The sequence below is a fragment of the Mesorhizobium sp. WSM4904 genome, assembly GCF_029674545.1.
Lineage (GTDB): Bacteria > Pseudomonadota > Alphaproteobacteria > Rhizobiales > Rhizobiaceae > Mesorhizobium.
Genome location: NZ_CP121354.1, coordinates 2,489,386 through 2,514,505 on the forward strand (window position 1 = coordinate 2,489,386; position 25,120 = coordinate 2,514,505).

Consider the following 25,120-nt stretch of genomic DNA (forward strand, 5'->3'; position numbering starts at 1 on the left):
CGAAATCTCGCCTTGCTCGGCGTCGCTGCGATGGAGCCACAGGCCCTCGCGCCGATAAGCAGCCGCTGAAGCTTCACCAATCGGCGCAGCGCCAAAATGGCGCCACAAGCTGTCGGCATTGCGGTTGTCACGCATTGCCGCCGGGCGTATCAGGCACGGCAGCTTCCATCCCGCGCATACCGGCGAGCCGCTCCGTTGCCTGCCAGAAACGAACCGCAAGTCTACGCCCGCCGGCTTCGGGCGGTGCTGATCAATTCGATCCCCGTGCTCGAGGCGCGCGGCATCGTCATCGTGCTTATGGGCGGTGCCGTCGGTGTGATCGCGGGCGCGCTGGTCACCGGCATGAGCGCGCTGGTGCAAGGCATGCACTTCCTGCTCTTCGACGTGCAGCCGGGGGGCCGGCTTTCGGCGATGTTTTCGCTGGCCAATCCGGTGCAGGCGATGTTTCCGGCGATCGGCGGCCTGCTGCTCGGCCTTTCGGTGATCTGGCTGAGAAGGCGAAAGTTCCGAACGCCAGTCGACCCGATCGAGGCCAATGCGCTCTATGGCGGGCGCATGTCGCTCACCGACACTTTCATCATCGTCGCCCAGACCATGATCTCAAGCGGCTTCGGCGCCTCGGTCGGGCTCGAAGCCGGCTACACGCAGATCGGTTCGGGGATAGCGTCTCGACTTGCCCGCGCGTTCCGCCTGCGCCGCAACGACGTTCGCATCCTGGTCGGCTGCGGCGCCGCCGGCGCCATCGCGGCCGCCTTCGACGCACCGCTGACCGGCGCGTTCTACGGCTTCGAACTGGTCATCGGCATCTACTCCGTCGCCAATGTCGCGCCGGTCATGACGGCGGCGATCGCCGCCTCGCTGACGGCGGAGGTGTTCGGCGGCGTGCCGTTTCCGCTGGAACTTTCCGGCCTGCCGACACTGACCGCCAGCCAGTATGTGCCGTTCCTGCTGCTCGGCCTGCTCGGCGGGGCAGCCTCGATCGCCATCATGCATCTGGTGAGCATCGTCGAACGCCTCTTCGCGCGGCTGGCGATCGATGCCTCGGTCCGGCCTTTCATCGGCGGCGTGATTGTGGGGCTGCTGGGGCTGGTCACGCCGCAGGTTCTGTCCAGCGGGCATGGCGCGCTGCATCGCGAGTTCGCGATGAACTACGCGCTTCCCGTGGTGGCGAGCGTCTTCGTGATGAAACTTGCTGCCTCCGCCATCTCGCTCGGCTCCGGTTTCCGCGGCGGCCTGTTCTTCGCTTCGCTGTTCCTGGGCGCGCTGCTCGGCAAGGTCTTTGCCGGGGTCATGGCGCTCGCCACGCCGTCAACGGGCCTCGATCCGGCGGTCGCCGCCGTCGTCGGCATGACCTCGCTCGCCGTCGGTGTCGTCGGCGGTCCGCTGACCATGACCTTCCTGGCGCTGGAATCCACCGGCGATCTCACCCTGACAGGGGTAGTCCTGGCGGCTTCGATCATGTCGGCGATCCTGGTGCGCGAAACCTTCGGCTACTCCTTCTCGACCTGGCGCTTCCATCTGCGCGGCGAGACGATCCGCAGCGCCCATGACGTCGGCTGGATGCGCAGCCTCACCGTCGGCTCGATGATGCGCAAGGACGTCCGCACCATCGATGCCTCGACGACACTGGCCGAGTTCCGCAAGGAGGTTCCACTCGGCTCGGGGCAACGCGTCATCGCCGTCGGAGAGGGCCAGCATTATGTCGGCGTGCTGCTCGTTCCCGAACTGCACAGCGATCTTTCCGATGGCGAGACTCCGGTCCGGTCGCTGGCCCAGTTCAAGGATGCCGTGCTGGTGCCGTCGATGAATGTCCAGTCCGCCGCCGAGACTTTTCAGCGTGCCGGCGCGGAAGAGCTGGCGGTCGTGGAGGATTTCGACGACCGCACCGTTCTCGGCCTGCTTACCGAAAGCCATCTGATGCGGCGCTACGCCGAAGAGCTCGACAAGGCGCGGCGGGATCTCTCCGGCGAGGGGTAGTCAGACGACAGCACCGCCGACACGACGCTCACCTGAATCTATTCTCACCGCTCCCTGGAAATCATTCCATGCAAGTCAAGCGCAACGGCGACATCTCGTTCTGGTATGCTGATCTGGGCGCGGTTCCCGCGCCGCGTCCGCCCTTGCCCGGCGACATCGAAGCGGATGTCGCGATCGTCGGCGCCGGCTATACAGGGCTTTGGACCGCCTATTATCTGAAGAAGGCGAAACCCTCGCTCCGCATCGTGCTCCTCGAACGCGAGTTCGCCGGCTTCGGCGCCTCGGGCCGCAATGGCGGCTGGTTGTCGGGCGGCTTCGGCTGGTCGCGCGAAAAATATCTCAACACCTCGACCAGGCAAGGCGTGACGGCCATGCAGAAGGCGATGGCGGGCTGTGTGGACGAAGTGATCCGCGTGGCCACGGAGGAGGGTATAGATGCCGACATCCGTCGCGTCGACAATCTGACGGTCGCCACCAATCCGGCGCAGCGCGAACGCGTGCGCGAGGAATGCGAGACGATCCGCTCCTGGGACGCCGACCCCGATCGCATCGAACTGCTCGACGCCGCGGCGACACGCGCGCGCATCAACATCAAGAATGTCATGGGCGGCTTCGTTATCCACGGCCAGGCGCGCGTACAGCCGGCCAAGCTGGTGCGCGGGCTTGCGGAAGCGGTCGAGCGGCTCGGCGCGCCGATCTACGAGAAGACCACCGTGACCTCCATCGCCAAGGGCTGCGTGACCACCGACCGTGGCACGGTGCGTGCCGAAACGATCATCCGCGCGACGGAAGGATTCACAGCGGGCATCCCTGGCGAAGAGCGGACCTGGCTGGCGCTCAACAGCGCGCAGATCGTCACCGAGCCCCTATCGCCGGAACTCTGGCGCGAGATCGGTTGGGAAGCGCACGAGCTGCTCGGCAATGCGGCGCATGCCTATTGCTACGCCCAGCGTACGCGTGAGGGGCGCATCACCATGGGCGGACGCGGCGTGCCTTACCGCTATCGGTCGCGCACCGACGTCAACGGGCAGACGCAGCAGGCGACGATCGACCAGTTGCACACGATCCTGACCACGCTGTTGCCGCAGACGGCCGGATGCCGCATCGACCACGCCTGGTGCGGCGTGCTCGGCGTGCCGCGCGACTGGTGCACGACGGTCGGCCTCGACCCCAGGACGCGCATCGGCTGGGCCGGCGGCTATGTCGGTCTCGGCGTGTCGAGCTCCAATCTCTCAGGGCGCACGCTCGCCGACCTGATCCTCGGCCAAGACACCGAGCTGACGCGGCTGCCCTGGGTCAACCGCAAGGTGCGGCCCTGGGAGCCGGAGCCGTTCCGTTGGCTGGGTGTCCACTCGATGTACCAGCTCTATCGTATCGCCGACCAGCGCGAGGCGGCGGGACTCAGTCGCACTTCGAAACTGGCCGCTCTCGCGGATAGCGTCACAGGCCACTGATCATGGAGCCCGATTTGATCGATCTTTCGACTTTCCACGACCTCGCGAAGGCCGACATCGGCGCCTTTTCACCGAAGCCGACCTCTGTCGAAGGGGACCAGGTGGAGGCCGCGCGATCTTTCTTCCAATCGCCGGACGGAACCGTCGACATCGGCATCTGGGAATGCACGCCCGGCCGCTTCACAGCCGATCGTTCAGGCTCGTCGGAAATCTGCCACATCATCTCCGGCTGAGCCGAAGTGAGCCGCGCCGACGGCAAGATGCGCGAGCTCGGGCCGGGAGATCTGCTCGTCCTGCCGCAGGGATGGAAAGGCGAATGGCTGATCCATGAGACGACGCGCAAGCTCTACATGATCCAAAGCGCCGGCTAACCCACATGCGCTTTGGGGTGAGTTCGGACGGACATACCAAGAACCTTTCTACGCTGACGATCCGATCAGGCCTTTCAGCGAGAAGGCCGCGCCTGTTCTGCAGAAGTAAGGTGCATAGAAAGCAATCGATGGGGAGCATTCAAACCCTGGGCAGCAGCTTGCTCATGCTCACGCGCTCCTCGAGCTCATATCCGCACTTTCGGTAGAAGCCAAGGACCGTCGAATTGGAAGCGACAACTTGGAGGTTGATCTTTACACAGCCAAGGTCGGCGAGCCGCCGTTCGGCTTCATGGATTAGAGCTTCGCCGATTCCGTTTCGACGATGGGATTGCAGGACGGCGATCCGCGATATCCATCCTCGGTGGCCGTCATACCCGGCCATGATCGATCCGACGACCTGATCTGCCCCAATCGCCACCAAAAGCAGATTCGGCTGATACCTCACCTTCTCAGGGATTGAAATGTGGGCTGCGTTCCAAGGGGGATCGTTGGGGAATGCGTTCCGCCACAGCGCATCAACGCCGTCAAAGTAACGGTCGGCATATTCAACAATCGAGATCATACAGTCTATCCAGCCGGCGTTCGACGAATTGAACCGGAACATTACCTAAAGTGGGTGCCATTGGAAGTTGTCCCTACGGACACCAGCCTGCGTCCAGGGCAGGTGGCCTAGTGCTCGATCGGCCCCTTGGGTGACACAAGGGCCGTGCCCGCCGTCGTCGGGCGTTCGATCATGCGGCGCACGCGCGGCGGGTTCTCGCCGCTGTGCAGCGCGCGGATGCGCTCGCCAACCACGGCGTCGGCATGGGTAGCGCGCCTGTTGTGGCGGATGTACTCGACCCAGGTCGGCGTGTGGTAGTGCTCGATCCAGATGCCGGGATTTTCGAGATCGCGGGCGAGCGTCCAGTTGCGGGCGCCGTCGCGGCGGCGGATGCGGCCGCGCTCGGCCATGGTGGCGAGGAATTCCGGAACGTCCTCTTCGCGGATGATGTATTCGATCATGATGGCGATCGGGCCGCTGCGCGGCTTCAAATCGAGCGCCAGCATCGGCTCCTTGAACCGGTTGAGCGGATCGAGATTGAGAGCGGTCTGCTGCGGCAGCGGCAGGATGAAGCCGATGGCGCCGCCCGCCAGCATCGCGACCGCCGCGACCATCAAGGCGGTCTCCGCGCCGTGGGCGTCGGCGACGACGCCCCAGATCCAGCTGCCCAGCGCGATGCCGCCGAACGTCGCCGTCTGGTAGATCGACAGCACGCGGCCGACCACCCAGCGCGGCGTCGACATCTGCACCGTGACGTTGAAATGCGAGAGCGCGATCACCCAGCAGGCGCCGCCGACGAGCAGGCCGGCCGACGCCTGCCAGGCATTGTGGCTGACGGCGGCATTGAAGGCACAAAGCGCGAAACCGGCGAAGGCGGCGCGCACCATCGTCTCGCTGGACAGCAATTGCCGCAGCCGCACGCTGATCAGCGCGCCGCCGACCGCGCCGATGCCGAAGGCGCCGAGCATGATGCCGTAGGTCAGCGCGTCGCCCTTGACGACGTCGCGCGCCACCAGCGGCAGGAGCGCCAGCACCGCGCCGGCGCTGAAGCCGAAGGCGAAACCCCGAACCAGCACCTTGGCGATATTGGGCGACATGGCGACATAGCGCAGGCCGGCGCCCATCGCTGCGCCGAGCGCCTCGCGCGGCAGGGTCGGCGCCGGCACCTCCGGCCTCCAGCGGAACAGTACGACGATCAGGCCGATATAGCTGACGGCGTTGGCGGCGAAGGCCGCCGCCGCGCCCGCGGCAGCGACGATGATGCCGCCGATCGCAGGGCCAACGCTGCGTGTGATGTTGAAGCCCATCGAGTTGAGCGCGATCGCCGCCGGCACCTTGGCGCGCGGCACCATGTCGCCGACCGAGGCCTGCCATGACGGGCTGTTCAGCGCCGTTCCGCTGTCGATCAGGAATGTGAAGGCCAGCAGCGTCCACGGCGTCATCCACCCGAACCAGGTGAACACCGTGAGCAGCGCCGAGGCGACCAGCATGAAGGTCTGGGCCACCAGCATGACCTTGCGGCGGTTGAAGCTGTCGGCGATGGCGCCGGCAATGAGCGCGAACAGCATGATCGGCAAGGTGGTCGAGGCCTGGACCAGCGCCACCTGGTAGGAAGAAGTGGCGATGGTGGTCATCATCCAGGCGGCGCCCACGCCCTGGATCAGGCCGCCGAAATTCGACACCAGGCTTGCCGACCAGACGGCACGGAAGATGCCGTGCCGGAACGGCGCCAGCGCCGAAACGCGTTCGCTTTCCGGCTCGTCGTCGATCATTACCGCTGTCCCGCCTTCATCTGCCGTGTTGCATTTCGCCGCGCGCCAGGACCGCGCCGACGACTCGCCAAAGGATCGCGGTCCAACAACAGTAAGGCAAAGGCGAAAATGCGTCGGTGAAGCTTTAAGCCAAGCATCTTGCCGGTCTGGACCAAACTTTTGCTGCTTCGCCCGGGCAGGCTGCCCGCAGCCGTTGGTCAGAATCCGTGCTCGATGCGCTCGAAGATGACGTTGGTGAAGGCCGAGATCTGGCTGCCGATGAACGGCCCGGTAAGCGCCACCACCAGCATGATGGCGACGATCTTGGGCACGAAGGTGAGCGTGATTTCCTGGATCTGTGTCAGCGCCTGGATCAGCGCGATACCGATGCCGACCGCCATCGCCACCAGCACCACGGGGGCGGAGGCGGTGAGCACGGTCCACACCGCGTATTGGACGATATCGAGGGCGTCGGCCTCGTTCATGGGCAGACCCTTATAGAACCGGCCAAAGCAGATCGCGTGAAAAAGGATTCACGCGGTCTGCCTTGGGTTTCTTGATTTTGAGCATGTCTTTCGTCCCGAACCCGGATTCACTTTCGGGAGACATGCTTCAGGCGGCCGGCTTGATCGAGACACCTGCGCCAACGGGGACTTCAGTGCCGTCCTGCAGCACGGCGATCAGGCCGCTGCTGGCGAGCTTCACCGAAGCCACGGTTCCCGTGGTCTTGCCGTCGGCGGATGTGATCGAGCGGCCGATCAGCGCGTCGGCCTGCGACAGCGCCGAGGACTGCATGATCTGGTCGAGCTTGCTGTTGGTCTGAACTGATTGCTCGACCTGCGAAAAGGTCGCGAGCTGGGCGACGTATTGCGTGGAATCCATCGGCTTGGTCGGATCCTGGTTCTTCATCTCGGCGATCAGAAGCTTCAGGAACGACTGGTAGTCGACGGCGGTCTTCGATGTCTGCTGGCTGGCCTGGTTGGCGCCAACGGGGATCGTCGTTGTCATATCCACGGCCATCTTATGCTCCCACAGCCAGCGCGCGCGGCGCTTCCGGAATGTCGTCATTGCCGCCAAGCGCCTGGCGCTCGAGCGGGTAGAGCGCGCGGATCGCCTTCAGCGCATCGTAGATGTGATCCTCGCCGACCATGCGGTCGATCTGCTTCAGCGCGTTGCAGATGTCCTGATTGTCGAAGCTTGCAATCAGCATCGGCAGCGAGCGGCGGAACATGTCGCGCGCCTCGGAGGCGCCCAACGGATTGATCAGCATGATCTGCACGATGAAGTAGAGCTGCCTTAGCGGCGTCGAGGCCTGCTCAGCCTGGATAACGTGGCTTTCCAGAAGGAACTGGACGTCGTTCATCAGCTCGATCGTGACCTTGCGGTCGACGCGGATGACGGCGCCGTTGATGTAGATCTTCTCGTTCGGCTTTAGCGAGATCTTCAGCGTGTTGGTCATTGGATGCCATCTCTGATGATCTGGGAGACCTCGATCAATCCTTCGAAATTGTTGGCGCGGCCCTGCCGGATGTCCTCCGTTTCGCGCAACAGCCACAAGCCGATCGAGATCAGGTTGGCCCGCAGTTCCTTGGGCAGCGCATTGTCGCTGGAGCCGAGATCCTCGACGAAGGTGGTCCAGATGCGGTTGGTGAAGTGCAGCGCCTCGACCGCTTCCATAGACTCCGGCCCGACGGCGGCCGCCGCGGACAGCATGTCGATCGAACGGGTGAGCAGCTGCCGCTCCCGATCCTTGGCGTCGGCGACGGAGTCGGTCTGGATGTCGGCGTAGGAGAATTGATACATCGTCGAAGCTCTGCCGTTCCGGTTTATGTGTTCAGGTAAGGTAGTTCAGCAGGCTGAGCTGCTGCAGGCGCGCGGTCAAGGCGAAGGACGTTTCGATATGCTGGGTCAGATCGGCCACTCGGGTGGCGGCCTCCGCGGGGTCGACGCCCTCGAGGTCGACGATATGCTTCTCGAAGAGATCGACCTGGGTCTTCATGCGGTCGCTCGCATCGGACACGCGCTTCTGGGCAAGGCCGACGTCGGAGCGGACCTGGACTAGGCCGCCGATGGCTTCGCCGACCAGCCCCTGCGCACGGGTGATGATCGTGTTCCGAGCGGCTTCGCTGATGTTGCCGGTAACGAGCGTGCTGACCATGGCGGCCGCCATGGCGAGCTTGCGGATGCCCTGTTCGTTGGCGCTGACGGAGGTCTGCGTGGTCTCGTTCAGCGAAATGCGGCTGGTGATCTGGTCGTCGGTGGCGCTCGACCAGTTGGCCTGCCAGCCGGAACCCAGGAACTGCGGCTCGACCTGAGTGGTGATGAAGTCGTCCATCTGGGCCGCAGTGATGTTGGCGGCTGCCGGGTCGCTCTGGGTGAAGCCGAAATAACTGGTGAAGGCCGCGTCGAACGCTGCCTTGGCGGGCGAGCCGGCGGCGCTGAAATCGTCGATCGGCTTGACGTCGGTGTTCGTGCCGGCAAACAGATACTCGCCGTTGACGCTGGTGTTGAGAATGCCCGTCATCTGCTGCAGCGCCGAGGTGCCGGCAGTCCGCAGCACGCTGGTCGAGGAGTCGCCCGACACGCCCGTGGTCAGCGCGGACAGGAAGTTCTGCGCGACATCGGAGAGCTGGCCGAGCGAGTCCTGGGTCGATGTCAGCCGGGCGCCGACCAGCGCGTTGGAATCGACGATACCGTTCAGCCGGTCGAGGTCGCGCTGGAAGGTGACGGCCTGGGTCGTGCGGCCGCCAAGCGCCAGACCGACATCCGCGACCTGGCCTGTCTGGGATTCCTTCGTCGCTTTGACGAGGTCGGCCTGCATGCGCATCTGCTGATAGCGCAGGGCGTTGGAGATCGCGGCTGAGGAAACGGCCGTGGCTTTCATGGATTATCCCACCGCGCTCAAGAGGGAGTCCAGCATGTCGCTGACGGTCTTCATCATGCGCGCGGACGCCTGATAGGTATGCTCGAGGTCGAGAAGCAGCGACATTTCCTGATCGACATTGACGCCGGTATCGTTCGACAGCGCTTCGGCGGTACGCGTGGCCAGCGCCTCCTTGGCGTCGGCATTGGTCGACGCCTGCTGGCGCACGCCTTCGAACCAGCCGATGGCGTTGGCGGCATAGTCCGAGACGCTGGAGCTGACGGTGATGCCGGCCGACGTGTCGAAGGCCATCGGCTGATCGAGCCGGTTGCCGTAGGCAATCAAAAGGTCCGAGTAGGAAGCGCCGCCGGTGTTCGAAATATAGGCCGCGCCGTTGGCGCCGCCATCGCGCAGCAGCGACGGGTTGCCGCCGGCGCTCGGATCAAACGCGGCATTGACGCTGATCGAGCCGGCCAGACCGTTGACCAGGGTGCCGGCGGCGGGAATGGCCGGGGCGCCGGACCAGGTGAACAGGCCCGTCGCGTTGGGCTGAGAGGGTGCCGTCTCGGCAAAGGCCGTGATCAGGCCACGCGCGATCTCGTCGAGCTGGGCCTGCATGGTCGCGGCGACGTCGTCGCGCAGCTTCAGCATGCCGGCAAGCTTGCCGTCGGCGGTGGCGCTGTCGCCGGTGCCTGCCGAAAGCGGCACATTGTCGATGTAGATCGTGTTGCCGGGCGTGCCGGCGGTGTAGCCGGCCGAAGGCGTGAAGGTCACCGACCGCGGCACCGTCTCGAACAGCGTCGTGCCGTCCTTGGTGGTGATGACCATGTCGTTGTCGCCGCGCGTGAAGGTCGAGACGGGGACATATTCGGCGATCTTCTTCAGAAGCGCGTCGCGCTGATCGAGCGCGTCGGACACATCCGTGCCCGAGCGCGTGCCCGAGATGACGGCCTTGTTGGCGTCCTGGAATTGGCTGAGCAGCGAGTTGAGGTCGTCGACCGCGGTGGCGATCTGGCCATCGGTCTGGGTGCGGAAGTCCTGGATCGCCGTGGTGCCGCCATTGAGCGAATTCACCACCTGCTTGGCGGCATCGATGACGCTGGTGGCGAGGGTCTGGTTCGACGGCGTCGTGGCGTAGAGCTGCAGCTGCTGCTGCAGGTTGGCGATCGCGGTCGACGGGGACGATGCGTTATCGACGCCGTTGACCGAGAGGTCGAGCTGATCCATGCCGCTGTAGAGCGCGCTCTGGCCGCTCCATGCCGACAGCGCGGAAAGGTTCTGCCGGAACAGAAGGTCGTTCGCGGCGCGCTGTATCTCCACCGATCGCGCGCCGGGCGCCGTGCTGGTGACGACGGCGACGCGACGGGCATAATCCGGGTTGGATGCGTCGGCTACGTTGCGCGACACGACGCTGGTTTGCTTGGATGTGGCCAGGAGCGCCGACTGGGCGATGCTTAATGCGGTAGAAAGGGACATGCGGGTCTTTCACGGGCTGGCGCCCGATGGGTTATCTCTTCAGGTTGACGAGGACGTCCATGAGGTCGGAACCGGTCTGGAAGACTTTCGAATTGGCGGTGTAGCTGCGCTGCGCCGCGATCATGTTGGTCAGTTCCTCGGCGATGTCGACGTTGGAATTTTCGAGCGCGCCGGAAACGACCGAACCGAGTTTTCCTTCATTGGCAAAGCCGATGCGAACGGCGCCGGAGTCGGCGCTCTGCACATAGACGTTGCCCGGCATCGCAGTGAGGTTGTCGGGGCTCTGAACGTCGGCCAGCGGTATCTTGTAGAGCGGCTTGGTAGTGCCGTCCTGGTACTGCGCGTAGATGACGCCGTCCTGGCTGATCTGGATTTTCTCGATCGTGCTCGGCGGATTGCCGTTGACCTTGGCGTCGGAGACCGTGAAACCGGTGCCGAGCTGGGTCAGCTTGGAGAGATCGAGGTTGAGGGTCGAGCCGTTCGGCACGGCAAAGGAGATGCCCGTGGTCGCGCCGGTCAGCTTGCCTGTGGTGGTGTCGAAGGTGAGATTGGCCGTACCCAGCGCGCCGCCCGTATAAGGGAAGGATGTGCCGGGGGTCGCCTTCGACTGGTCGAAGACCGAGACCTGCCAGGTGCCCGAACCGGTGTTGGTGAAATAGACGTCGAGCAGCACCTTGTTGCCGAGATTGTCATAGGCGACCAGCGAAGACTTCGAGGTGTATTCGGCGGTCGCGCTGTTGGTGGAGGGCAGGCTGCCCGCTGCGACCGGCGTCGCGCCCGCCGGCAGGTTGCCGGTGAAATTGCCTTCCGTGCTCGGCGTCGCCGTCATCTCCTGATCGGAGATCTGCACCGGCACCAGGCCCTCGAAGCCGTTCGCGGTCGCGGCCGGATCGCCGTTGGCGTAGCTGTAAGCCATCAGCTGGTAGCCGGCGGCATTGACCAGCCGACCCTGGGCGTCCGGAACGAAGGCGCCGGCGCGGGTGAGGTAAGGGGTGCCGCTCGGGTCCTGCACGACGAAGAAGCCGTCGCCGTTGACGGCGAGGTCCGATACCGAGGTGGTGTATTGCAAGACGCCCTGCGAGCTGACGGCGGAACGGATGGTCGTCGTGACGCCGCCCGAATTGTAGGCGCCGCCCGTGCTCGGCATGATGAGCGTCGAGAACTCGGCGGAGGAACGCTTGTAGCCGGTGGTGTCGGAGTTCGCGATGTTGTCGGCCACCGTGGACAAGCGGTTGGCCTGCGCGTTCATACCGGAGACGCCGGTCCGCATCATTCCATAGAGGCTCATCGATACATCTCCTCGGTGCCCTTCTGAGAGGCCACAAAACTAAGCCCCGTGTCTTGCGCGAGGCTGGCGCGGGACGTCGCGGCGGCGGCCATCAGAACACCAGCCGGTAGCCGAGGAACCTCTTGGAATCGATCGGGTCATGGCCAAGCTTCTCGCGCAGTTTCTTGCGCAGCTTCGAGATGTGGCTCTCCACCACGTTCTCCTCGACCTCCTCGTCGAAGATGCCGTAGATGGCGTTGAACACCTGCGTCTTGGTCACGCGCCGGCCGCGGTTGCTGGCCAGATATTCCAGGATGCGCCGCTCGCGACGCGGCAGCGGTAGCGGCTCGCCGTCGATCTCCGGATCGCGTCCGTCCATGAAGATGCGCATCGAGCCGACTTCGGTGTAGGCGGTCTCTTCGTGCGCGCGGCGGCGGATGGCGGTGATGCGGGCGAGAATCTCGCGGATGTGCACCGGCTTGCGGACGACGTCGTCGACGCCGCTCTCGAAAAGCCGCAGCGTGTGTTCCAGCGAATGCTGCTCGCTGAGCGCGATCACCGGCGCGCCGGTGCGGTCGCGGATCTGACGCGGCGAGATGGCGCCCTCGCGGCAATCGCCGATGAGGAAGGCCCTGACGGATCTGAGATCGGTGTCGGCGGCGGAACTCACCCACTCGCCGAACTCGCCCGGCGCGAAGCCCGCTGTCGCAACGCCCTCGCGATCGAAAAGTGAGCTATAGCCCTCAGTTACGAGCTCGCGCTCATCAACGATCACGATCATCGGACCACCCCTCCGAATCAGCTCATCTGCCCCGTGCGGAAAGCGGTACCCGGCTCGGCGAATCCTGAAAAACCGTCATTTCTTGTAGCTATTTTCTTGGGAGTTTTTTTGGGAGCCGTAATAAAGGCGGTTGCAAAGGCGCATCGGCGAAGGCAACGCGCAGCCGATATCGGGCATGGGAAACACGCCGGAAAGGGGCGGACGGCTGCGCTACTTCTGATTGCAGAAGGCGCTGGCGTCAGGCGTCCATTTGCCGAAGCCGGTGGCGACCATGTTGGCAATGACGCGGCAGACATAGATCTTTTGCGCCGGGTCGTTGTCGGGGCCGGCATGATAACGGGCGACGGCCATCGACCAGGTCATATGGCGGGCATGCAGGCTTGCCAGGAAGCGCGCCGCGTAGTCGACATTCTGGTGCGGGTCGAGCATGTCCTCGACGCTGCGGAAATGATCGCCGTGATAGCGATGATTGATCTGCATGCAGCCGAGGTCGATCAGCGTCTTGCCCTCGCGGTAGGCATTCTCGAATGTCGCCAGCGCCTCGTCACGGCTACGCGGGAAAACAGCTTTTCCTTCTATATTCAATGCGTTGGGTTGGAGGGTGCCCTTCTTCCCCGTTTCGGTAAGGCCGACCGCATAGAGGATTCCCGCCGGCACGCCGTAACGGTCGGCGGCGCGCAGGATCTCCGGCTCGCAAGGATTGGAGACGGCGCCAGCCGCGCCGGCGGCGGCCAGGCTAGATATAGATATCGTCGCCAGCGCCTTCGCGAAGAGGCGAAGCAGCGCGGCTGAATTCCTGTGCGTCATTGCCGTCGTTCCTTCCCGGTTGCTGGTCTCCGCCGGCGCTGTTGCCGCCCGAATTCCCCGGTTGGAACGAAGGCTGGTCGCGGCCTGTCGACATCGGCAGAGGGGCGTTTGCATCGGCGCGGCTGGCCGAATGAACTGCTATCGAGGGTTGCAGGATGGTGACATGGTCGACGTCGAAACCAAGACCGCGGAGCGACTTGACGATGGCGTCGCTGTCGGCGGTCAGACGGCGGTACGCCTCATGGGTTTCCGGTTTCATCTCAATCGAAAGTTGCTCGCCGGAAAGCCGCAGGCTCGCAGTCACCATGCCGAGCTCCGAAGGGTGGAGCTCGATCTTGAGGACATGTGTCGGAACGGCAACAGAAGTGGCCGTTTGAGCGGCGATCGAGGCGCTCGAGAAGGCTTGCTGGACGCCGTTGTCCGAAGCGATCGCCTCAACCAGCGCCGATGCCGTCTGGCTGACGGGATTTTGCGGCGGCGCCGGGAAACTCTGCTGGCTGACGACATCCATGCGCCCGGCGGCGGAGGACGGCTTGGCCTGATTGATCGACGCTGTGGACTGCGCCGTCTGCGCTGTCCTCTGGGCGACCGTCGGTCGCCAGCCTTGCGGCGTCGCGGCGTCGGTTTCGGTTCCGGGTGCTCCGGGCCGGGTATCGTCCCTGGGAACCAACGCGGCCGCCCCGGCGCCGGCCGGCTTTTGTCCGAAGCCCGGTCCGGGTTTGTCCACCATCGTTGCCCGACCGGATTGCGGCAACGGTTCGGAGGTGTCTGAAGCGTCGGCCAATGTGGGTCTGCCCTGACGGATCGCCAGCTGCGAAGCGGCGGACTGGCCGATGGAGGGCTGGGCCTCTGCCTCGGCGGCGGATCCGCCGCGATCGGCATTTGTCGACGTTGCGAAATGGCGCATGTCGCCCAGCGCCATCAGCAAGGGCAAGCCATTCTCGGGCTGAGCGGCATCGGACGACTGCGCCGCGGCACTGGCATCGTCCGCTGTGTTCTTGTGGCTGGTGTCCGCGTTGTTCTTGGCGGCTTTGCCGGTCACCGGCTTTGTCGCGACTGTCTTGCTCTGCCCGCCCTGATCGGGCTGTGCCTGGGGCGAGCCGGCGATAGTGCGACGCGCCGGATGCGTGTCGGAGGACGCAGGCTCTGCCGACGGCTTGCCGCGCTGGGCCGACTTTTCGGCGCCATGCACCATCTCGCCGAAGTTCGAGCCTTTTTCCTTGCCGTCGACAGCCTGCCGATGCGGCTTGGCGTGGGCGGGGCCGAATCCCGGCGAGGCCTGACTGGTCATCTGGGCGCTGGTCATTTGGGAGCGGCTCCGAGCAATTGGTCAATCTGGTCGAGTTGGCGGCGCGCGTTGAGCATCGCGGCGTCGGTGGGATCGTGCGGATCAAGGCCTGCCGCGGCGGTCGGCGCGGACGCGGGCAGCACAGGGGGCGTTTCGGGGTGCGTTGGGGCTGAAGCCGCCGCCTGGGCTGTGGCCTCAGCCGTCGGCGGTGGAGCTGGCGGGGCGGGAGCAGCAGCCGGCGAGTCCGCCGGCTTGGCAGCGGCCGCGACAGCCGGCTGCTCGGACGCAGCACCCTCCACCGGCGGCAAGGCTTCGGCGTCGGCCTGGCTCACAGGCTCGGCTTCAGCGGCGGGTTTCGCCGTATCGATCTTCGCTGGTTCCGCGGCCTTGGTCTCATCCTTGCTGGCCGCCGGCACGGGGGCAACAACCTCGCCGGCGACGGCTTGCGCCGCATCGAGCAAGGCGCGGTCGCTCTCCGAGAGCTTGCCGCGATCGATCTTGTCGAGCCTGGTCCGCACGTCGTCGATCGTCGCCGACGTCACCGTGGAGAGGCTCGAATAGAGCACGGCGCGCGGGTCGTCCTGGTTGCCTTTGCCGCTGCGGCCTTGCTCAGCCCGGGCCGAGGCGAAGGCGGAGAGGTCACTCAGCCCGTCGATCGCGGCGCGGCGGGCGATGCGCAGATAGATCACCTTCTCGCGCTCGGGGTCCATCATCGAGGTTATGTCGGCTAGCTTGTCCTGGCTGATCGACATATGCAGTTGAATGATGCCGGAGACGAAGGAATCGGCGAACTGGCTGGCATAGGGGGAATAGAGATAGCCCGCGACATACTGCGTCGAGGCGAGCGCGAAGCGCGCGGCGTCGCCCTGCGCCACGGCGAGGCCGACCGAGCGGCGAAGCGCCGCTTCCTCGACCAGGGTGCCGGGGCTGAGCAGGCGGGCCTCGTCCAGCAAGGTCAGCGCTGCAGCTGGTTCATCGGTAGCAAGCAGCGAACCTTTGACCAGCGCCAGGAAAGCGCCGAGGTCTGGGGGCACGCTCATCGGATCGATGGGCTTCAGGATTTCGATCGCGGCGGCCGGCCGGCCGTTCAGGTAGGCGACGATCCCCTTGGCTATTGCAAGGCTCTGCGGGTCGGTCGTCGCGCGCGAAGCCGCCGCCGCGACGGTTACGGGGTTGCCGCCGCTCATGCCGTAGACGAGCAGAGCGCGGAAATTCTTCGGATCCTTGAAATCCTCGGCATCGGCGGCGCGAAGCCTGGCATCGGTCATTTCGAGGAGCTTGGCCTGCATCGGCATCGCCGCATGATCGCCGCCGGCGATGCGGTCCTGGATCAGCTGCAGCGAACGCACCAGCTGGTAAGGCTGCAAGCCGTCATCCTGGGCGAAAGCCGCCGCCGGCAATCCCGCGGCGAGCAGCAGTCCGACGGCCCGGCCGATGACGGTCCCGCCTCTCATCCGCCGGTCGCCATCAGGATTTCGATGCGACGGTTCGCGGCGGCCAGCGGATCGGACGGGATCTTGGGCTGGCGGTCGGCGAAGCCGGCGACCTCGGTGATGCGGCTTTCGTCGACGCCACCGCGCACCAGCATGTAATAGGCGGAGTGGGCGCGGGCGGTGGACAGCCGCCAGTTGTCGTAGGTGTCGCTGCGGAACGGCCGCGCGTCGGTATGGCCGCCGATGGTGATGGTGCCCTTCTTCTCGTTGACGATGCGGCCGATCTTCTCCATCGCCAGCACCAGCTCGCGGCGCGGCACGGCCGAGCCGATCTCGAACATGCCGAAATCGAGTTGATCGGTGATCGAAATGACGACGCCTTTGTCGGTGGCCTCGACGGAGACGCCCTGCGCCAGCTTTTCACCCGGCGCGAAGGCCTTGGCCAGCTCCTGCTTGATTTCGGCCGCGGCCTTGAGGGCGGCGCTGCTCGGGGCCTTCTCGCCTTCCTGCGTCGCCTCGGCCTTCGTCTCCGCCTCTGCCGCTTCGGCCTTCGCGGTCCCCGGCTTCGCGGCAGCCGTCTCGGCTTTTGCGGCTTCCGACCTTTCAGCTTCCGCCTTTTCAGGCTGGGCGTTCTCGGCCTTGTTCTCCTTGCCGTCGGCTTTCCCGACTTTCGTGTCGCCCGATCCGGTTGCCACCTTGGCACCGGGTTTTTCCGGCGTCGCCAGCGGCTCGAGCGGCGCATCCAACCGCGGCGGCGCAGGCGGAACGGCCTTGACCTTCGGCACTTCGGTTTCGGCGACATTTTCGCCGGGTTTGGCCGGATCGCCTTCGATCTTTCTGCGTTCGGCGCTGGCTTCGGCGCCAGGGGTCGCCACCTGCTGCGACCAGAAATCCGGCGCGAAGGGATCGCGATAGGATTCGCCGCCGGAAGCACCGGTCGCCGGACCGGCGTTCTGGGCGCCGCCTTCCCCCTTGGCGCTGACATTCTGCATCACGCCGGTATCGGTGGCGATCTCGGACAGCACAGCGTAGGGATCGGCAAACAGATGCTCGTCGGAAAGGTCGGATTTCTGCGAGGCCTCCTTGGTCTGCCGCCGGTCGGAAGAGCCGGCGCCGCCCTTGCCGTTCTCGCCGGCCTTGCTGGCGCCGTCCTGCGGGTTGTCGGCGGTCAGCCCGACCTTGCTCGGGCCGTCGCCGAGATCTTCCAGGCCCTTGCGGCTGGAGTTGCGGTCGATCAGCTCGACCGGATTGAAGTAGCTGGCGACCGCGGCCTTGGTCTGCTCGTTGGCGGCGTTGATCAGCCACATGACGAGGAAGAAGCACATCATCGCGGTCATGAAATCGGCGAAGGCGATCTTCCAGACGCCGCCATGATGGCCCTCGTCATGACCGTCGTGATTGCGCTTGACGATGATTATCTCGTGCCTGGCCTCGCCGTGGTCGATGGCGCTCATGTCAGGACCTCCGACAGGCAAGCCGACCATTCGGCGATGCGCGTCTCGAACACGGTGTCATCGATGGTCACGGTCAGGTCGAAGCCCGGGGCTTCGGCGAAATCGAGATTGGCCGCGCGGTCCCCAAGCGCTGCCTTCAGAGGCTCGAACAGCGACAGCGGCCCACTCACGCCAATCCGCACGGCCTCGCTGTCGGCGACCGCGGCGCTGATGGTGCGGGCAAGGGCGTCGAGCGAACGCTTTTGCAGGTCGTCGCTGACGATGCCACCCATGATGCGGGCGATGGTGGCGGCGGTGAGCTCGGCGACGCGCGCCTCCATGGCGTCGATGCGCGTCGCGACCGCCGCACCGAGATCGCCGCCGAAACTCTCCAGGAACGCCTTCGCCGCATCGTCGTTGGCTAGGCGCTCGGCCTCGAGCGCCGCCTCATGGGCGGCCGCGAGGCGAGCCTCGAGCGCTGCCTCCGCATCTGCCACCGCCTCGGCGATCAAGGCGCCAATATCGGCCTGCGGCGGAGATGCCTCCGGCTTGCGCTCGATGTCAGGCGCCGCCGGCGCCTGGCCGGCACGCGGGGCGCGCGAACCGAAATCGGGCAGGAGATCGAAAAGGGCTCCAGAAGCCATGGCTTAACCCGCGGCTTCCGGCGCGGCGGCCCATTTGCGCAGGATCTGGGCGGTACGCTCCTCGTTGAGGTCGACCATGCGTGCCAGCCGTTCCTGCGGCGCCGGCCTGATCTTCTGGCGCAGATCATCGAGCGGGGTGGCGCCGGGACGGGTGCCCGGCAGGGCGCCGACCGGCGCCTCGGAAGCGATCGCGGCGACCGGCGCGTCGGGCGTTGGCAACGAGCGCTGGACATCGTCGAAGCTCGGGCCGGCGATTGCCGCGGGCTTGGCCGATGCCGTCAGCGCGGCCGCCATCGGCCGCAGCCCGAAGAAGGCGACCAGGAACACCACGACGATGAAGGCGCCGGCGTTGATCAGCGTGCCGGTGTACGTGCCGATCGAGGCGAGCATGCCAGGCTGGTCGATCGGCTCGCCATCCAGACCGTCGATGAACTCGACCGCCGAGACGTCGATGATGTCGCCGCGTTTCTCGTCGAAACCGGTGGCGGAGGCCACCATCTTCTGGATGTCTGCAACGCGCTTGGCGATCTGCTCAGGCGTGGTGTCCTTGCCGAGAATGGTCTTGAGCCGATCCTGGTTGACGACGACGGCGATCGACATCTTGGTGACGGAATAGCCGTTGGAGACGGTGGCGATCTTCTTGGAGTTGATCTCGTAGTTGGTGATCTCTTCCTTGCGGTCGTTCTGCGAGGAGGACTGCGGCCCCTCGGTGGTGGTCGTCTGCGTCTCGGGCAGGTTCTGCTCGACACTGGTCGGGGTCGAAGCCTGTTTCTGGTTGCTGGCCTCGTTGGTGCGCACCGACTGCACCGAACGCTCGACGCGGGATTCGGGATCGAAGATCGTCTCTTCGGTCTGGCGGGTGTCGGTGTTGACGTCGGCCTTGACGCTGGCGCGGAAATTGTCGGGGCCGAGATAGGGCGTCAGCGCCCGGCGGATGTTGTCGCCGATCTGCGCCTCGACCGTCTGCTCGACGCCGAGCGTGCGGGCGGCGCTGGTGTTGGAGGTGTCGTCGCCGGCGGCAAGCAGATTGCCGTTGGAATCGAGCACGGTGACCTTGTCGGCCGACAGGCCGGGAACGGCGGCTGCAACCAGGTGGCGGATCGACTGCGCGCTCTTCTCGGCATCGGCGCCGGCGTAGCGGATGACGACCGAAGCCGAGGGCTGCTGCTCGTCGCGGCGGAAATTGGCGCGCTCGGACATGACGATGTGGACGCGCGCCGCCTTGACGCCGGCGATCGACTGGATGGTGCGCGCGATCTCGCCTTCCAGCGCCCGCACACGGGTGATCTGCTGCATGAAGGACGTCAGGCCGAGCGAGCCGACATTGTCGAACAGCTCGTAGCCGGCGTTGGCGCTGGTCGGCAGGCCCTTTTCGGCGAGCAGCATGCGCGCCTGCGCGGTGGTGCCGGCCGGCACCAGCACCGAGGTTCCGTCCGCGCCGACATCGAAGCCGATGCCGGCTTCTCCCAGCACCAGGCCGATCTGGTTCACGTCGTTGCGGTCGAGCCCGACATAGAGCGTCTCGTAGGCCGGACGGTTGAGGTAGACCGAGGCGACGCCGATGACGGCCATGACCAGCGCGGCGATGCCGCCCATGAGAGCGAGACGCCTGACGCCGAATCCCCGCAGATTCGCGATGAGGCCCTGGATCTGTTCCGGCACGATTCAACCGCTCCCAGCATGACTGTCCGCCGGAAGACTAGACCGCGAAGCTTGTGCGAGGATGATAGGGCGTGCCGCCGAGGAGCCTGCAAAGAACTGAAGCGGCGATTTCTTCCCGGCCGACGAAAAAGGCCGCGCTTCGGACGCGGCCTTTCGTCGGTCGATGGTGATCGGGCGGCTCAGCCGTTCTTGAATAGCTGCAGGATCGACTGCGAGGAGCTGTTGGCGATCGACAGGGACTGGATGCCGAGCTGCTGCTGGACCTGGAGCGCCTGGAGGCGGGTCGATTCCTTGTTCATGTCGGCATCGACGAGCTGGCCGACGCCGCGGTCGATGGAGTCCATCAGGCTCTGCGTGAAGGTCTTCTGCAGGTCGATCGAGCTCTTGGCGGCGCCGAGCACGGTGGCGGCGTCGGTGAGCTGACTCATGACGTTGTCGATCTTGGTGACCATCTGCGTGATGATGTCGTCGGTCACGCCCGTCGCCGTGATGTCGAGATTGTAGGCGGAGATGTTGTCGATCTTGACGGGCGTGCCGGTCACGGCGCCCTGGCCGGCGGTGTTGGCGGCGATGTCGGTGGCGCCGCCGGCGATCGCGGCCGCATAGGCGGCATCGTACGCGGACTGGTCCGCGGCCGTGGAGTAGATCGAGGTCTGGCGGTCGAGGATGCCGAAATTCTTGACGTCGGTGGCGAGGCCGGAATCGAACAGCTTGGTGCTCTCGACATCGATGTCGATGGTTCCGAGCGAGATGGCGCCCGACGAGGAACGGTTGAACGAGGAAACGATCTTGGCGTCGGGCTGGACGCCGTCATTGGCGGCGGCGACCTGCTTGGACGTCACCGAGAGGAAATTCGATCCGGAGAAGGTGGCGGCATCGGCAAAGGACTTCATCTGCGCCTGAAGCGCTGTGATTTCGCTCTGCGTCTTTGCCTTGTTGGCATCCGACTGGCCGACGGCCGACAAAAGCTTGGTCTTGATCTTGCCGATGGTGTCAAGCACGTTGTTCATGCCGGTGTAGGCGGTGTCGACCTTCGAAGCGCCGAGGCCGAGCGCATCCTGCACCGTCGACAGCGCCGAATTGTCGGACCGCATCGTGGTGGCGATCGACCAATAGGCGGCGTTGTCGGAGGCCTCGGAGACCCGGTAGCCGGTCGAGATCCGGGCCTGCGTCTGCTCGAGCGATTTGTTGGTGGCGTTGAGGCTTTGAAGTGCAGTCAACGCCGCAGCGTTCGTCATGATGCTCGCCAAGAAACTCGCTCCTTCTCCAAAGCCGGCATGCCATACAGGCCGGATCGGCCCGCCCATCGGTCGCGATCGTGCCGGTCGGGCCGATTCGACAACCTGTCGTAGTCCAATGGTTAACCATAGCTACCGCGATATGGTTAATGGCCTATTAAAAATCAGCCTCGAGAGGTTAAGGAGCGAGGGTTGCGCGAGCCTTGTGCGCGCCGTGTCCGAACGGATTCTGGCGACGCGCTTCAGGTTCCGTTTGATGCACGTCGTTGGGCCAAAACCGCTGCGCGCTTTTGGGCGACACGCATCGGCAAACGCAAATCGGGCCGCGCTTTTGGCGCGGCCCGATCGTGTTGCCTGGACGGTCGGGAGCGATCAGCCGCGGAAGAGCGACAGGATCGACTGCGACGAGCTGTTGGCGATCGACAGCGCCTGGACGCCGAGCTGCTGCTGAACCTGCAAGGCCTGGAGGCGGGTCGATTCCTTGTTCATGTCGGCATCGACGAGCTGGCCGACGCCGCGATCGATGGAGTCCATCAGGCTCGAGGTGAAGGTCTTCTGCAGGTCGATCGAGCTCTTGGCGGCGCCGAGCTTGGTGGCGGCGTTCGTCATGTCCTTGAGCGCGGCGTCGACGACGTTCATCATCTGCTGGATCTGGGCGTCGCTGGCAGCCGTGCCGCCCGAGAAGATGGTCAGGCTGGCGACCGAATAGGTGTCGCCGGCCGCGGGAGCTGCACCCAGGGTCGGGTTCTGCGCCGTGGCCGTCGTGGCGCCGGTGGTGCCGAGGCGAGCCGCGTCGAGGATGCCCTTCGAGGTCGGGGCAGCGCCCGAGTCATAGAGCTTGATGCTTTCCACATTGACGTCGATCGTCGAGATCGAGACCGCGCCGGTGGCGCTGCGGTTGAAGGCCGAGACGATCTTGACGTCCGCCGCCGTGCCCGTAGCCGTCGATACCGACAGCATGTTGGTGCCGGAGAAGGTGGCGCCATCCGCATAGGCCTTCAGCTGGTCCTGAAGGGCCTTGATTTCGACCTGGGTCTTTTCCTTGGAAGCATCCGTCTGGCCGTAGGAAGCGGTCAGCTTCTGCTGAATCTGGTTGATGGTCTTGATCGCGCTGTCCATGCCGGTGTAGGCGGTGTCGACCTTCGAGGCGCCGAGGCCGAGGGCGTCCGAAACGGTGGACATGGCCTGGTTGTCGGAGCGCATCGTGGTGGCGATCGACCAGTAGGCGGCGTTGTCCGAAGCCTGCGAGACGCGATAACCCGTCGAGATGCGGGCCTGGGTGGTGTCGAGGTTCTTCTGGGTGGCGTTCAAGCTCTGCAGCGCGGTCAGCGCCGAGGCATTGGTCATGATACTGGCCATGATACTCGTACCTTGATTTTACATGGATTTTTTTGACATACCGGCATGTCCGGTATGACGGTGCGGCATCATGCCAATGACCGTTGCGACCGGTCACCCGCCATCTGCAGGCGACTATGGCGGCAAGTCCCTACCAAAGGACTAAACTGGACGGTTAATCGAAAATAATATTTGGAAATTCGCGCCGTTGTTCATCAGCCAAAGTCCTCAGGACTTGGGTGAGCTCTCTCGCTGGCCGTTCGGGCGGTATGGTCAGGTAAAGGACCGCACCAGGCTGCCGACCAGAAGATTCCAGCCGTCGATCAGCACGAAAAACAGGATCTTGAACGGCAGGGAGACCACCGTCGGCGGCAGCATCATCATGCCCATGGCCATAGTGACGGTGGCGACGATGAGGTCGATGACGAGGAACGGCAGCACGATCAGGAAGCCGATCTCAAAGCCGCGCCGGATCTCCGAGATCATGAAGGCCGGCACCAGGATGCGCAGGTCGACGGTATCGCGCGAGACGGTCTGGCCGCGCTCGCGGGCGAGATCGGCAAAGAGGTCGAAATCCTTGTCGCGCACATTGTGCAGCATGAAGCTGCGGAACGGATCCGAGATCTTCTCGAAGGCTTCGGCCTGGGTGATCTGATTGTCCATCAGCGGCTTGACGCCGGTGTTCCAGGCCTGGTCGAACGTCGGCGCCATGACATAGAAGGTCATGAACAGCGACAGCGAGATCAGGATCAGGTTGGCGGGCGTCGACTGCAGGCCGATGCCGGCGCGCAGGATCGAGAAGGCGATGACGAAGCGGGTGAAGCTCGTCACCATGATCAGCAGGCCCGGCGCCACCGAGAGCACGGTGAGCAGGCCGAACATCTGGATAAGGTAGCCGACCGTCGTGCCGTCCGCCTTGCCGATGCCGCCGAGATCGAGCTGCTGGGCCGCGGCGACGGAGGTGGTGACGACGATGAGTGCCGTGGCGGTGAGGAGCTTTCTCATTCGAGCAGCATCGTCCTGATGAGAACCTGTTTGACGTGGCCGCCGCTACGCAGCGCCGCGCGCTCGTCGAGATCGGCCTTGAGATGCTGGTAGCCGCTGGCGCCTTCGATCTGATGCAGCTTCAGCGTGCGCACGAACGCCACCAGATCCTGGTGAATCTGGTCGGTCATCTCCGGCGGCTGCGGCGCGTCATAGAGCACCGATGCCTCCAGCCTTATCCAGACCTCGCTCGGCGACGCGATGTTGGTGGTGATCGGGGCCAACTGGACCACCGCGGGCCCGGCTGCCGGTTTACCGCCTTCGGCGGGTTTTTCCGCGGTGCCCGCATTCTCCGGCGCGGCAGGCACAGGCGTCGGCGCCTCTCCCTGCTTGAGATAGCCGCCCGCAACCCAGCCCATGCCGATGGCCGCGCCCGTCATGACCAGAAGCGCGGCGAGCTGGATTATCAGCGAAGGTCCCTTCTTGGGCTGTGCCTGCTCGACATTTGCCACGGACAGCGATCTCCTGGCCTAGAAAGGAAGAACCTGGTCGAGGATCTGCTGACCGTAGGCCGGCTGCTGGACCTCCATCACACGGCCGCGCCCGCCATAGGAGATGCGTGCCTCGGCGATGCGTTCGTAGGGGATCGTGTTCTCCGCGCCGATGTCGGAAGGACGCACCATGCCGGCGATGGTGAGCACCCGAAGCTCGTAATTGACGCGCACTTCCTGCGAGCCCCTGATCATCAGGTTGCCGTTGGGCAGCACCTCGGTGACGACCGCGGCGACATTGAGCTCGAGGTTTTCCGAGCGCTTGATCTCGCCGTCGGCGTTGGTCTCGGTGCTCGAGCTCAAGCCGGCATCGCCCTTGCCGCTGGTGCTCTTGCCGTCCCAGCCGAGCGTGACGTCGTAGCCGAGCTTGCGCGCCGCGGTGCGGCTGCGGTCGTTCTGGTTCTTGAAATTGGCCTTGTCGTTGAGCTTGATGTTGACGGTCAGGATGTCGCCTTCGCGCAGCGCGCGCGGATCGGTGAAGAGCCTGCTCTGGCGGTCGTCCCACAGCGAGAATTTCTTCACCGGCGCGGCCGGCGGCTCCGGATAGCTGTAGGGCGCGCCTCCGCCATTGCCGATGCCGGAGCCGACCGGCGACAGCGCAGGCTCCCGGCCGACCTCCTTGAGATCGGTGCCGCAGCCGGACAGTGCCGCCGCCGCGACAAGGATGAGCAATTTCAACTTCATGACGGATCAACCCTTCGCGCCGCGCTGGCCATGATGCCGGTGAGCGTCGCCGCCGCCTTCTGGTCCATTTCGTTGAGGATGACGCCGGCCTTGCGCGAATCGAGCTTCATCAGGATGGCCGCCGCGAGCTCGGCATTGACCATCGCCAGGCGCTCCGCCGCGGCGTCGGGTTTCATGCCGGAGTAGATCTTGACGACGCTGTCCTCGGCGCGCGCCAGGAAAACCTCGCGGCGCTTCAGCCATTCCTCGTATTCGGCGCGCTTCGCCTCCAGCGCCTTCATGCGCTCGTCGATACCGGCCTGCAGCTGCTTCAGCTCCTCGGCCTGCAAGGCATAGCGGCGGTCGCGCGCGGCGTCGGCGATGTTGGAGCAGAAGCGCTGGATCTCGCTTTCGTCCGGCGCCTTCTCGCGCGTGAGCTGGGCCGGCTGAGCCGGCGCCTGTCCGCCGGGCAGCACCTGGCGCACTTCTTCCGCGCGGGCGGTACCGCCCGCCAGCGTAAGGATTGCGGCAGCGGCGAGGAAGCCCATTCCAGGATGAAGTCTCCGGCCAGGATGAAGTCTCGGGCGACGATGCAGTC

24 protein-coding genes and 1 pseudogene are annotated in these 25,120 nt (G+C 65.1%); 3 read left to right on the plus strand and 22 right to left on the minus strand.

The window, feature by feature from the left end; all coding sequences use genetic code 11:
* Nucleotides 1-195: 195 nt before the first annotated feature.
* The 3 genes and pseudogenes from QAZ47_RS11870 (at nt 196) to QAZ47_RS11880 (ending at nt 3,802) form a co-directional block, all read left to right on the plus strand.
* The gene (locus tag QAZ47_RS11870; RefSeq protein WP_278233359.1) at nt 196-1,977 is read left to right on the plus strand and encodes a chloride channel protein; all 1,782 of its coding nucleotides are present in this window, start codon (nt 196-198) and stop codon (nt 1,975-1,977) included.
* 68 nt (nt 1,978-2,045) lie between these two features.
* On the plus strand, nt 2,046-3,431 hold the full coding sequence (locus QAZ47_RS11875; RefSeq protein WP_278233360.1) for an FAD-binding oxidoreductase: 1,386 nt from the start codon (nt 2,046-2,048) through the stop codon (nt 3,429-3,431).
* Nucleotides 3,432-3,433: 2 nt separating this feature from the next.
* Nucleotides 3,434-3,802 (plus strand): annotated as a pseudogene (locus QAZ47_RS11880) (cupin domain-containing protein).
* A 139-nt stretch (nt 3,803-3,941) separates the two neighbouring features.
* On the opposite strand, the gene QAZ47_RS11885 reads toward QAZ47_RS11880, so the two are convergent.
* The 22 genes from QAZ47_RS11885 to QAZ47_RS11990 all read right to left on the minus strand — a co-directional run bounded on the left by QAZ47_RS11885 (nt 3,942) and on the right by QAZ47_RS11990 (nt 25,070).
* A complete protein-coding gene (locus QAZ47_RS11885) occupies nt 3,942-4,364 on the minus strand; it encodes a GNAT family acetyltransferase (protein ID WP_278233361.1) in 423 nt (140 codons plus the stop codon).
* A 107-nt stretch (nt 4,365-4,471) separates the two neighbouring features.
* On the minus strand, nt 4,472-6,115 hold the full coding sequence (locus tag QAZ47_RS11890; RefSeq protein WP_278233362.1) for an MFS transporter: 1,644 nt from the start codon (nt 6,113-6,115) through the stop codon (nt 4,472-4,474).
* 197 nt (nt 6,116-6,312) lie between these two features.
* Nucleotides 6,313-6,579: a flagellar biosynthesis protein FliQ gene (gene fliQ, locus QAZ47_RS11895; RefSeq protein ID WP_027165133.1), complete on the minus strand. Its 267-nt coding sequence runs from the start codon at nt 6,577-6,579 to the stop codon at nt 6,313-6,315.
* A 127-nt stretch (nt 6,580-6,706) separates the two neighbouring features.
* Nucleotides 6,707-7,114, minus strand: coding sequence for a flagellar hook assembly protein FlgD (flgD, locus tag QAZ47_RS11900; protein ID WP_126098093.1), 408 nt, complete (start codon nt 7,112-7,114; stop codon nt 6,707-6,709).
* 1 nt (nt 7,115) lies between these two features.
* Nucleotides 7,116-7,553, minus strand: a complete 438-nt coding sequence (gene flbT / locus QAZ47_RS11905) for a flagellar biosynthesis repressor FlbT (RefSeq protein ID WP_278074501.1) — start codon at nt 7,551-7,553, stop codon at nt 7,116-7,118.
* Nucleotides 7,550-7,897 (minus strand): flagellar biosynthesis regulator FlaF, encoded by a 348-nt coding sequence (gene flaF / locus QAZ47_RS11910; RefSeq protein WP_040969359.1) that lies wholly within the window; start codon nt 7,895-7,897, stop codon nt 7,550-7,552. Before flaF ends, flbT begins: the two co-directional genes overlap by 4 nt.
* Before the next feature lie 31 nt (nt 7,898-7,928).
* Nucleotides 7,929-8,978 carry a flagellar hook-associated family protein gene (locus QAZ47_RS11915; RefSeq protein ID WP_278206932.1) on the minus strand — a complete coding sequence of 350 codons (1,050 nt, stop codon included), beginning with the start codon at nt 8,976-8,978 and terminating at the stop codon, nt 7,929-7,931.
* Between the two features lie 3 nt (nt 8,979-8,981).
* Nucleotides 8,982-10,433: a flagellar hook-associated protein FlgK gene (gene flgK / locus QAZ47_RS11920; protein WP_278233363.1), complete on the minus strand. Its 1,452-nt coding sequence runs from the start codon at nt 10,431-10,433 to the stop codon at nt 8,982-8,984.
* 31 nt (nt 10,434-10,464) lie between these two features.
* Nucleotides 10,465-11,721 (minus strand): flagellar hook protein FlgE, encoded by a 1,257-nt coding sequence (locus QAZ47_RS11925; protein ID WP_278233364.1) that lies wholly within the window; start codon nt 11,719-11,721, stop codon nt 10,465-10,467.
* A 91-nt stretch (nt 11,722-11,812) separates the two neighbouring features.
* Complete coding sequence (locus QAZ47_RS11930) at nt 11,813-12,481, minus strand: response regulator transcription factor (RefSeq protein WP_278233365.1); 669 nt, start codon at nt 12,479-12,481, stop codon at nt 11,813-11,815.
* Between the two features lie 210 nt (nt 12,482-12,691).
* Entirely contained in the window at nt 12,692-13,288 is a 597-nt protein-coding gene (locus QAZ47_RS11935) for a transglycosylase SLT domain-containing protein (RefSeq protein ID WP_278233366.1), read from the minus strand.
* The gene (locus tag QAZ47_RS11940; protein WP_278233367.1) at nt 13,218-14,594 is read right to left on the minus strand and encodes a flagellar hook-length control protein FliK; all 1,377 of its coding nucleotides are present in this window, start codon (nt 14,592-14,594) and stop codon (nt 13,218-13,220) included. Before QAZ47_RS11940 ends, QAZ47_RS11935 begins: the two co-directional genes overlap by 71 nt.
* Nucleotides 14,591-16,030, minus strand: a complete 1,440-nt coding sequence (locus tag QAZ47_RS11945) for a chemotaxis protein MotC (protein WP_278233368.1) — start codon at nt 16,028-16,030, stop codon at nt 14,591-14,593. The genes QAZ47_RS11940 and QAZ47_RS11945 overlap by 4 nt, the downstream gene beginning before the upstream one ends.
* Nucleotides 16,027-17,463 (minus strand): MotB family protein, encoded by a 1,437-nt coding sequence (locus QAZ47_RS11950; RefSeq protein ID WP_278233369.1) that lies wholly within the window; start codon nt 17,461-17,463, stop codon nt 16,027-16,029. Before QAZ47_RS11950 ends, QAZ47_RS11945 begins: the two co-directional genes overlap by 4 nt.
* Nucleotides 17,460-18,086, minus strand: coding sequence for a hypothetical protein (locus QAZ47_RS11955; protein WP_278233370.1), 627 nt, complete (start codon nt 18,084-18,086; stop codon nt 17,460-17,462). Before QAZ47_RS11955 ends, QAZ47_RS11950 begins: the two co-directional genes overlap by 4 nt.
* A gap of 3 nt (nt 18,087-18,089) precedes the next feature.
* Nucleotides 18,090-19,748 (minus strand): flagellar basal-body MS-ring/collar protein FliF, encoded by a 1,659-nt coding sequence (gene fliF, locus QAZ47_RS11960; protein ID WP_278233371.1) that lies wholly within the window; start codon nt 19,746-19,748, stop codon nt 18,090-18,092.
* Between the two features lie 179 nt (nt 19,749-19,927).
* Entirely contained in the window at nt 19,928-20,998 is a 1,071-nt protein-coding gene (locus QAZ47_RS11965; RefSeq protein WP_278206942.1) for a flagellin, read from the minus strand.
* A 360-nt stretch (nt 20,999-21,358) separates the two neighbouring features.
* On the minus strand, nt 21,359-22,345 hold the full coding sequence (locus QAZ47_RS11970; protein WP_278206943.1) for a flagellin: 987 nt from the start codon (nt 22,343-22,345) through the stop codon (nt 21,359-21,361).
* A 252-nt stretch (nt 22,346-22,597) separates the two neighbouring features.
* Nucleotides 22,598-23,329 (minus strand): flagellar type III secretion system pore protein FliP, encoded by a 732-nt coding sequence (gene fliP, locus QAZ47_RS11975; RefSeq protein WP_278206944.1) that lies wholly within the window; start codon nt 23,327-23,329, stop codon nt 22,598-22,600.
* On the minus strand, nt 23,326-23,820 hold the full coding sequence (locus QAZ47_RS11980; protein ID WP_278233372.1) for a flagellar basal body-associated FliL family protein: 495 nt from the start codon (nt 23,818-23,820) through the stop codon (nt 23,326-23,328). The genes fliP and QAZ47_RS11980 overlap by 4 nt, the downstream gene beginning before the upstream one ends.
* Nucleotides 23,821-23,838: 18 nt before the next feature.
* Nucleotides 23,839-24,543, minus strand: coding sequence for a flagellar basal body L-ring protein FlgH (flgH, locus tag QAZ47_RS11985; protein WP_278233373.1), 705 nt, complete (start codon nt 24,541-24,543; stop codon nt 23,839-23,841).
* Nucleotides 24,540-25,070 carry a MotE family protein gene (locus QAZ47_RS11990; protein WP_278233374.1) on the minus strand — a complete coding sequence of 177 codons (531 nt, stop codon included), beginning with the start codon at nt 25,068-25,070 and terminating at the stop codon, nt 24,540-24,542. Before QAZ47_RS11990 ends, flgH begins: the two co-directional genes overlap by 4 nt.
* Nucleotides 25,071-25,120: the final 50 nt, after the last annotated feature.

Excerpts from the sequence above, each read along its gene's own strand:
- QAZ47_RS11970 (WP_278206943.1), bottom strand. The coding sequence starts at position 22,345 with ATGGCCAGTATCATGACCAATGCCTCGGCGCTGACCGCGCTGCAGAGC.
- fliP (WP_278206944.1), bottom strand. The coding sequence starts at position 23,329 with ATGAGAAAGCTCCTCACCGCCACGGCACTCATCGTCGTCACCACCTCC.
- QAZ47_RS11950 (WP_278233369.1), bottom strand. The coding sequence starts at position 17,463 with ATGAGCGCCATCGACCACGGCGAGGCCAGGCACGAGATAATCATCGTC.
- flbT (WP_278074501.1), bottom strand. The coding sequence starts at position 7,553 with ATGACCAACACGCTGAAGATCTCGCTAAAGCCGAACGAGAAGATCTAC.
- QAZ47_RS11875 (WP_278233360.1), top strand. The coding sequence starts at position 2,046 with ATGCAAGTCAAGCGCAACGGCGACATCTCGTTCTGGTATGCTGATCTG.
- QAZ47_RS11955 (WP_278233370.1), bottom strand. The coding sequence starts at position 18,086 with ATGGCTTCTGGAGCCCTTTTCGATCTCCTGCCCGATTTCGGTTCGCGC.
- flaF (WP_040969359.1), bottom strand. The coding sequence starts at position 7,897 with ATGTATCAATTCTCCTACGCCGACATCCAGACCGACTCCGTCGCCGAC.
- flgK (WP_278233363.1), bottom strand. The coding sequence starts at position 10,433 with ATGTCCCTTTCTACCGCATTAAGCATCGCCCAGTCGGCGCTCCTGGCC.
- QAZ47_RS11945 (WP_278233368.1), bottom strand. The coding sequence starts at position 16,030 with ATGAGAGGCGGGACCGTCATCGGCCGGGCCGTCGGACTGCTGCTCGCC.
- QAZ47_RS11925 (WP_278233364.1), bottom strand. The coding sequence starts at position 11,721 with ATGAGCCTCTATGGAATGATGCGGACCGGCGTCTCCGGTATGAACGCG.
- QAZ47_RS11885 (WP_278233361.1), bottom strand. The coding sequence starts at position 4,364 with ATGATCTCGATTGTTGAATATGCCGACCGTTACTTTGACGGCGTTGAT.
- flgD (WP_126098093.1), bottom strand. The coding sequence starts at position 7,114 with ATGGCCGTGGATATGACAACGACGATCCCCGTTGGCGCCAACCAGGCC.
- QAZ47_RS11935 (WP_278233366.1), bottom strand. The coding sequence starts at position 13,288 with ATGACGCACAGGAATTCAGCCGCGCTGCTTCGCCTCTTCGCGAAGGCG.
- fliQ (WP_027165133.1), bottom strand. The coding sequence starts at position 6,579 with ATGAACGAGGCCGACGCCCTCGATATCGTCCAATACGCGGTGTGGACC.
- QAZ47_RS11915 (WP_278206932.1), bottom strand. The coding sequence starts at position 8,978 with ATGAAAGCCACGGCCGTTTCCTCAGCCGCGATCTCCAACGCCCTGCGC.
- QAZ47_RS11990 (WP_278233374.1), bottom strand. The coding sequence starts at position 25,070 with ATGGGCTTCCTCGCCGCTGCCGCAATCCTTACGCTGGCGGGCGGTACC.
- QAZ47_RS11940 (WP_278233367.1), bottom strand. The coding sequence starts at position 14,594 with ATGACCAGCGCCCAGATGACCAGTCAGGCCTCGCCGGGATTCGGCCCC.
- QAZ47_RS11930 (WP_278233365.1), bottom strand. The coding sequence starts at position 12,481 with ATGATCGTGATCGTTGATGAGCGCGAGCTCGTAACTGAGGGCTATAGC.
- QAZ47_RS11890 (WP_278233362.1), bottom strand. The coding sequence starts at position 6,115 with ATGATCGACGACGAGCCGGAAAGCGAACGCGTTTCGGCGCTGGCGCCG.
- flgH (WP_278233373.1), bottom strand. The coding sequence starts at position 24,543 with ATGAAGTTGAAATTGCTCATCCTTGTCGCGGCGGCGGCACTGTCCGGC.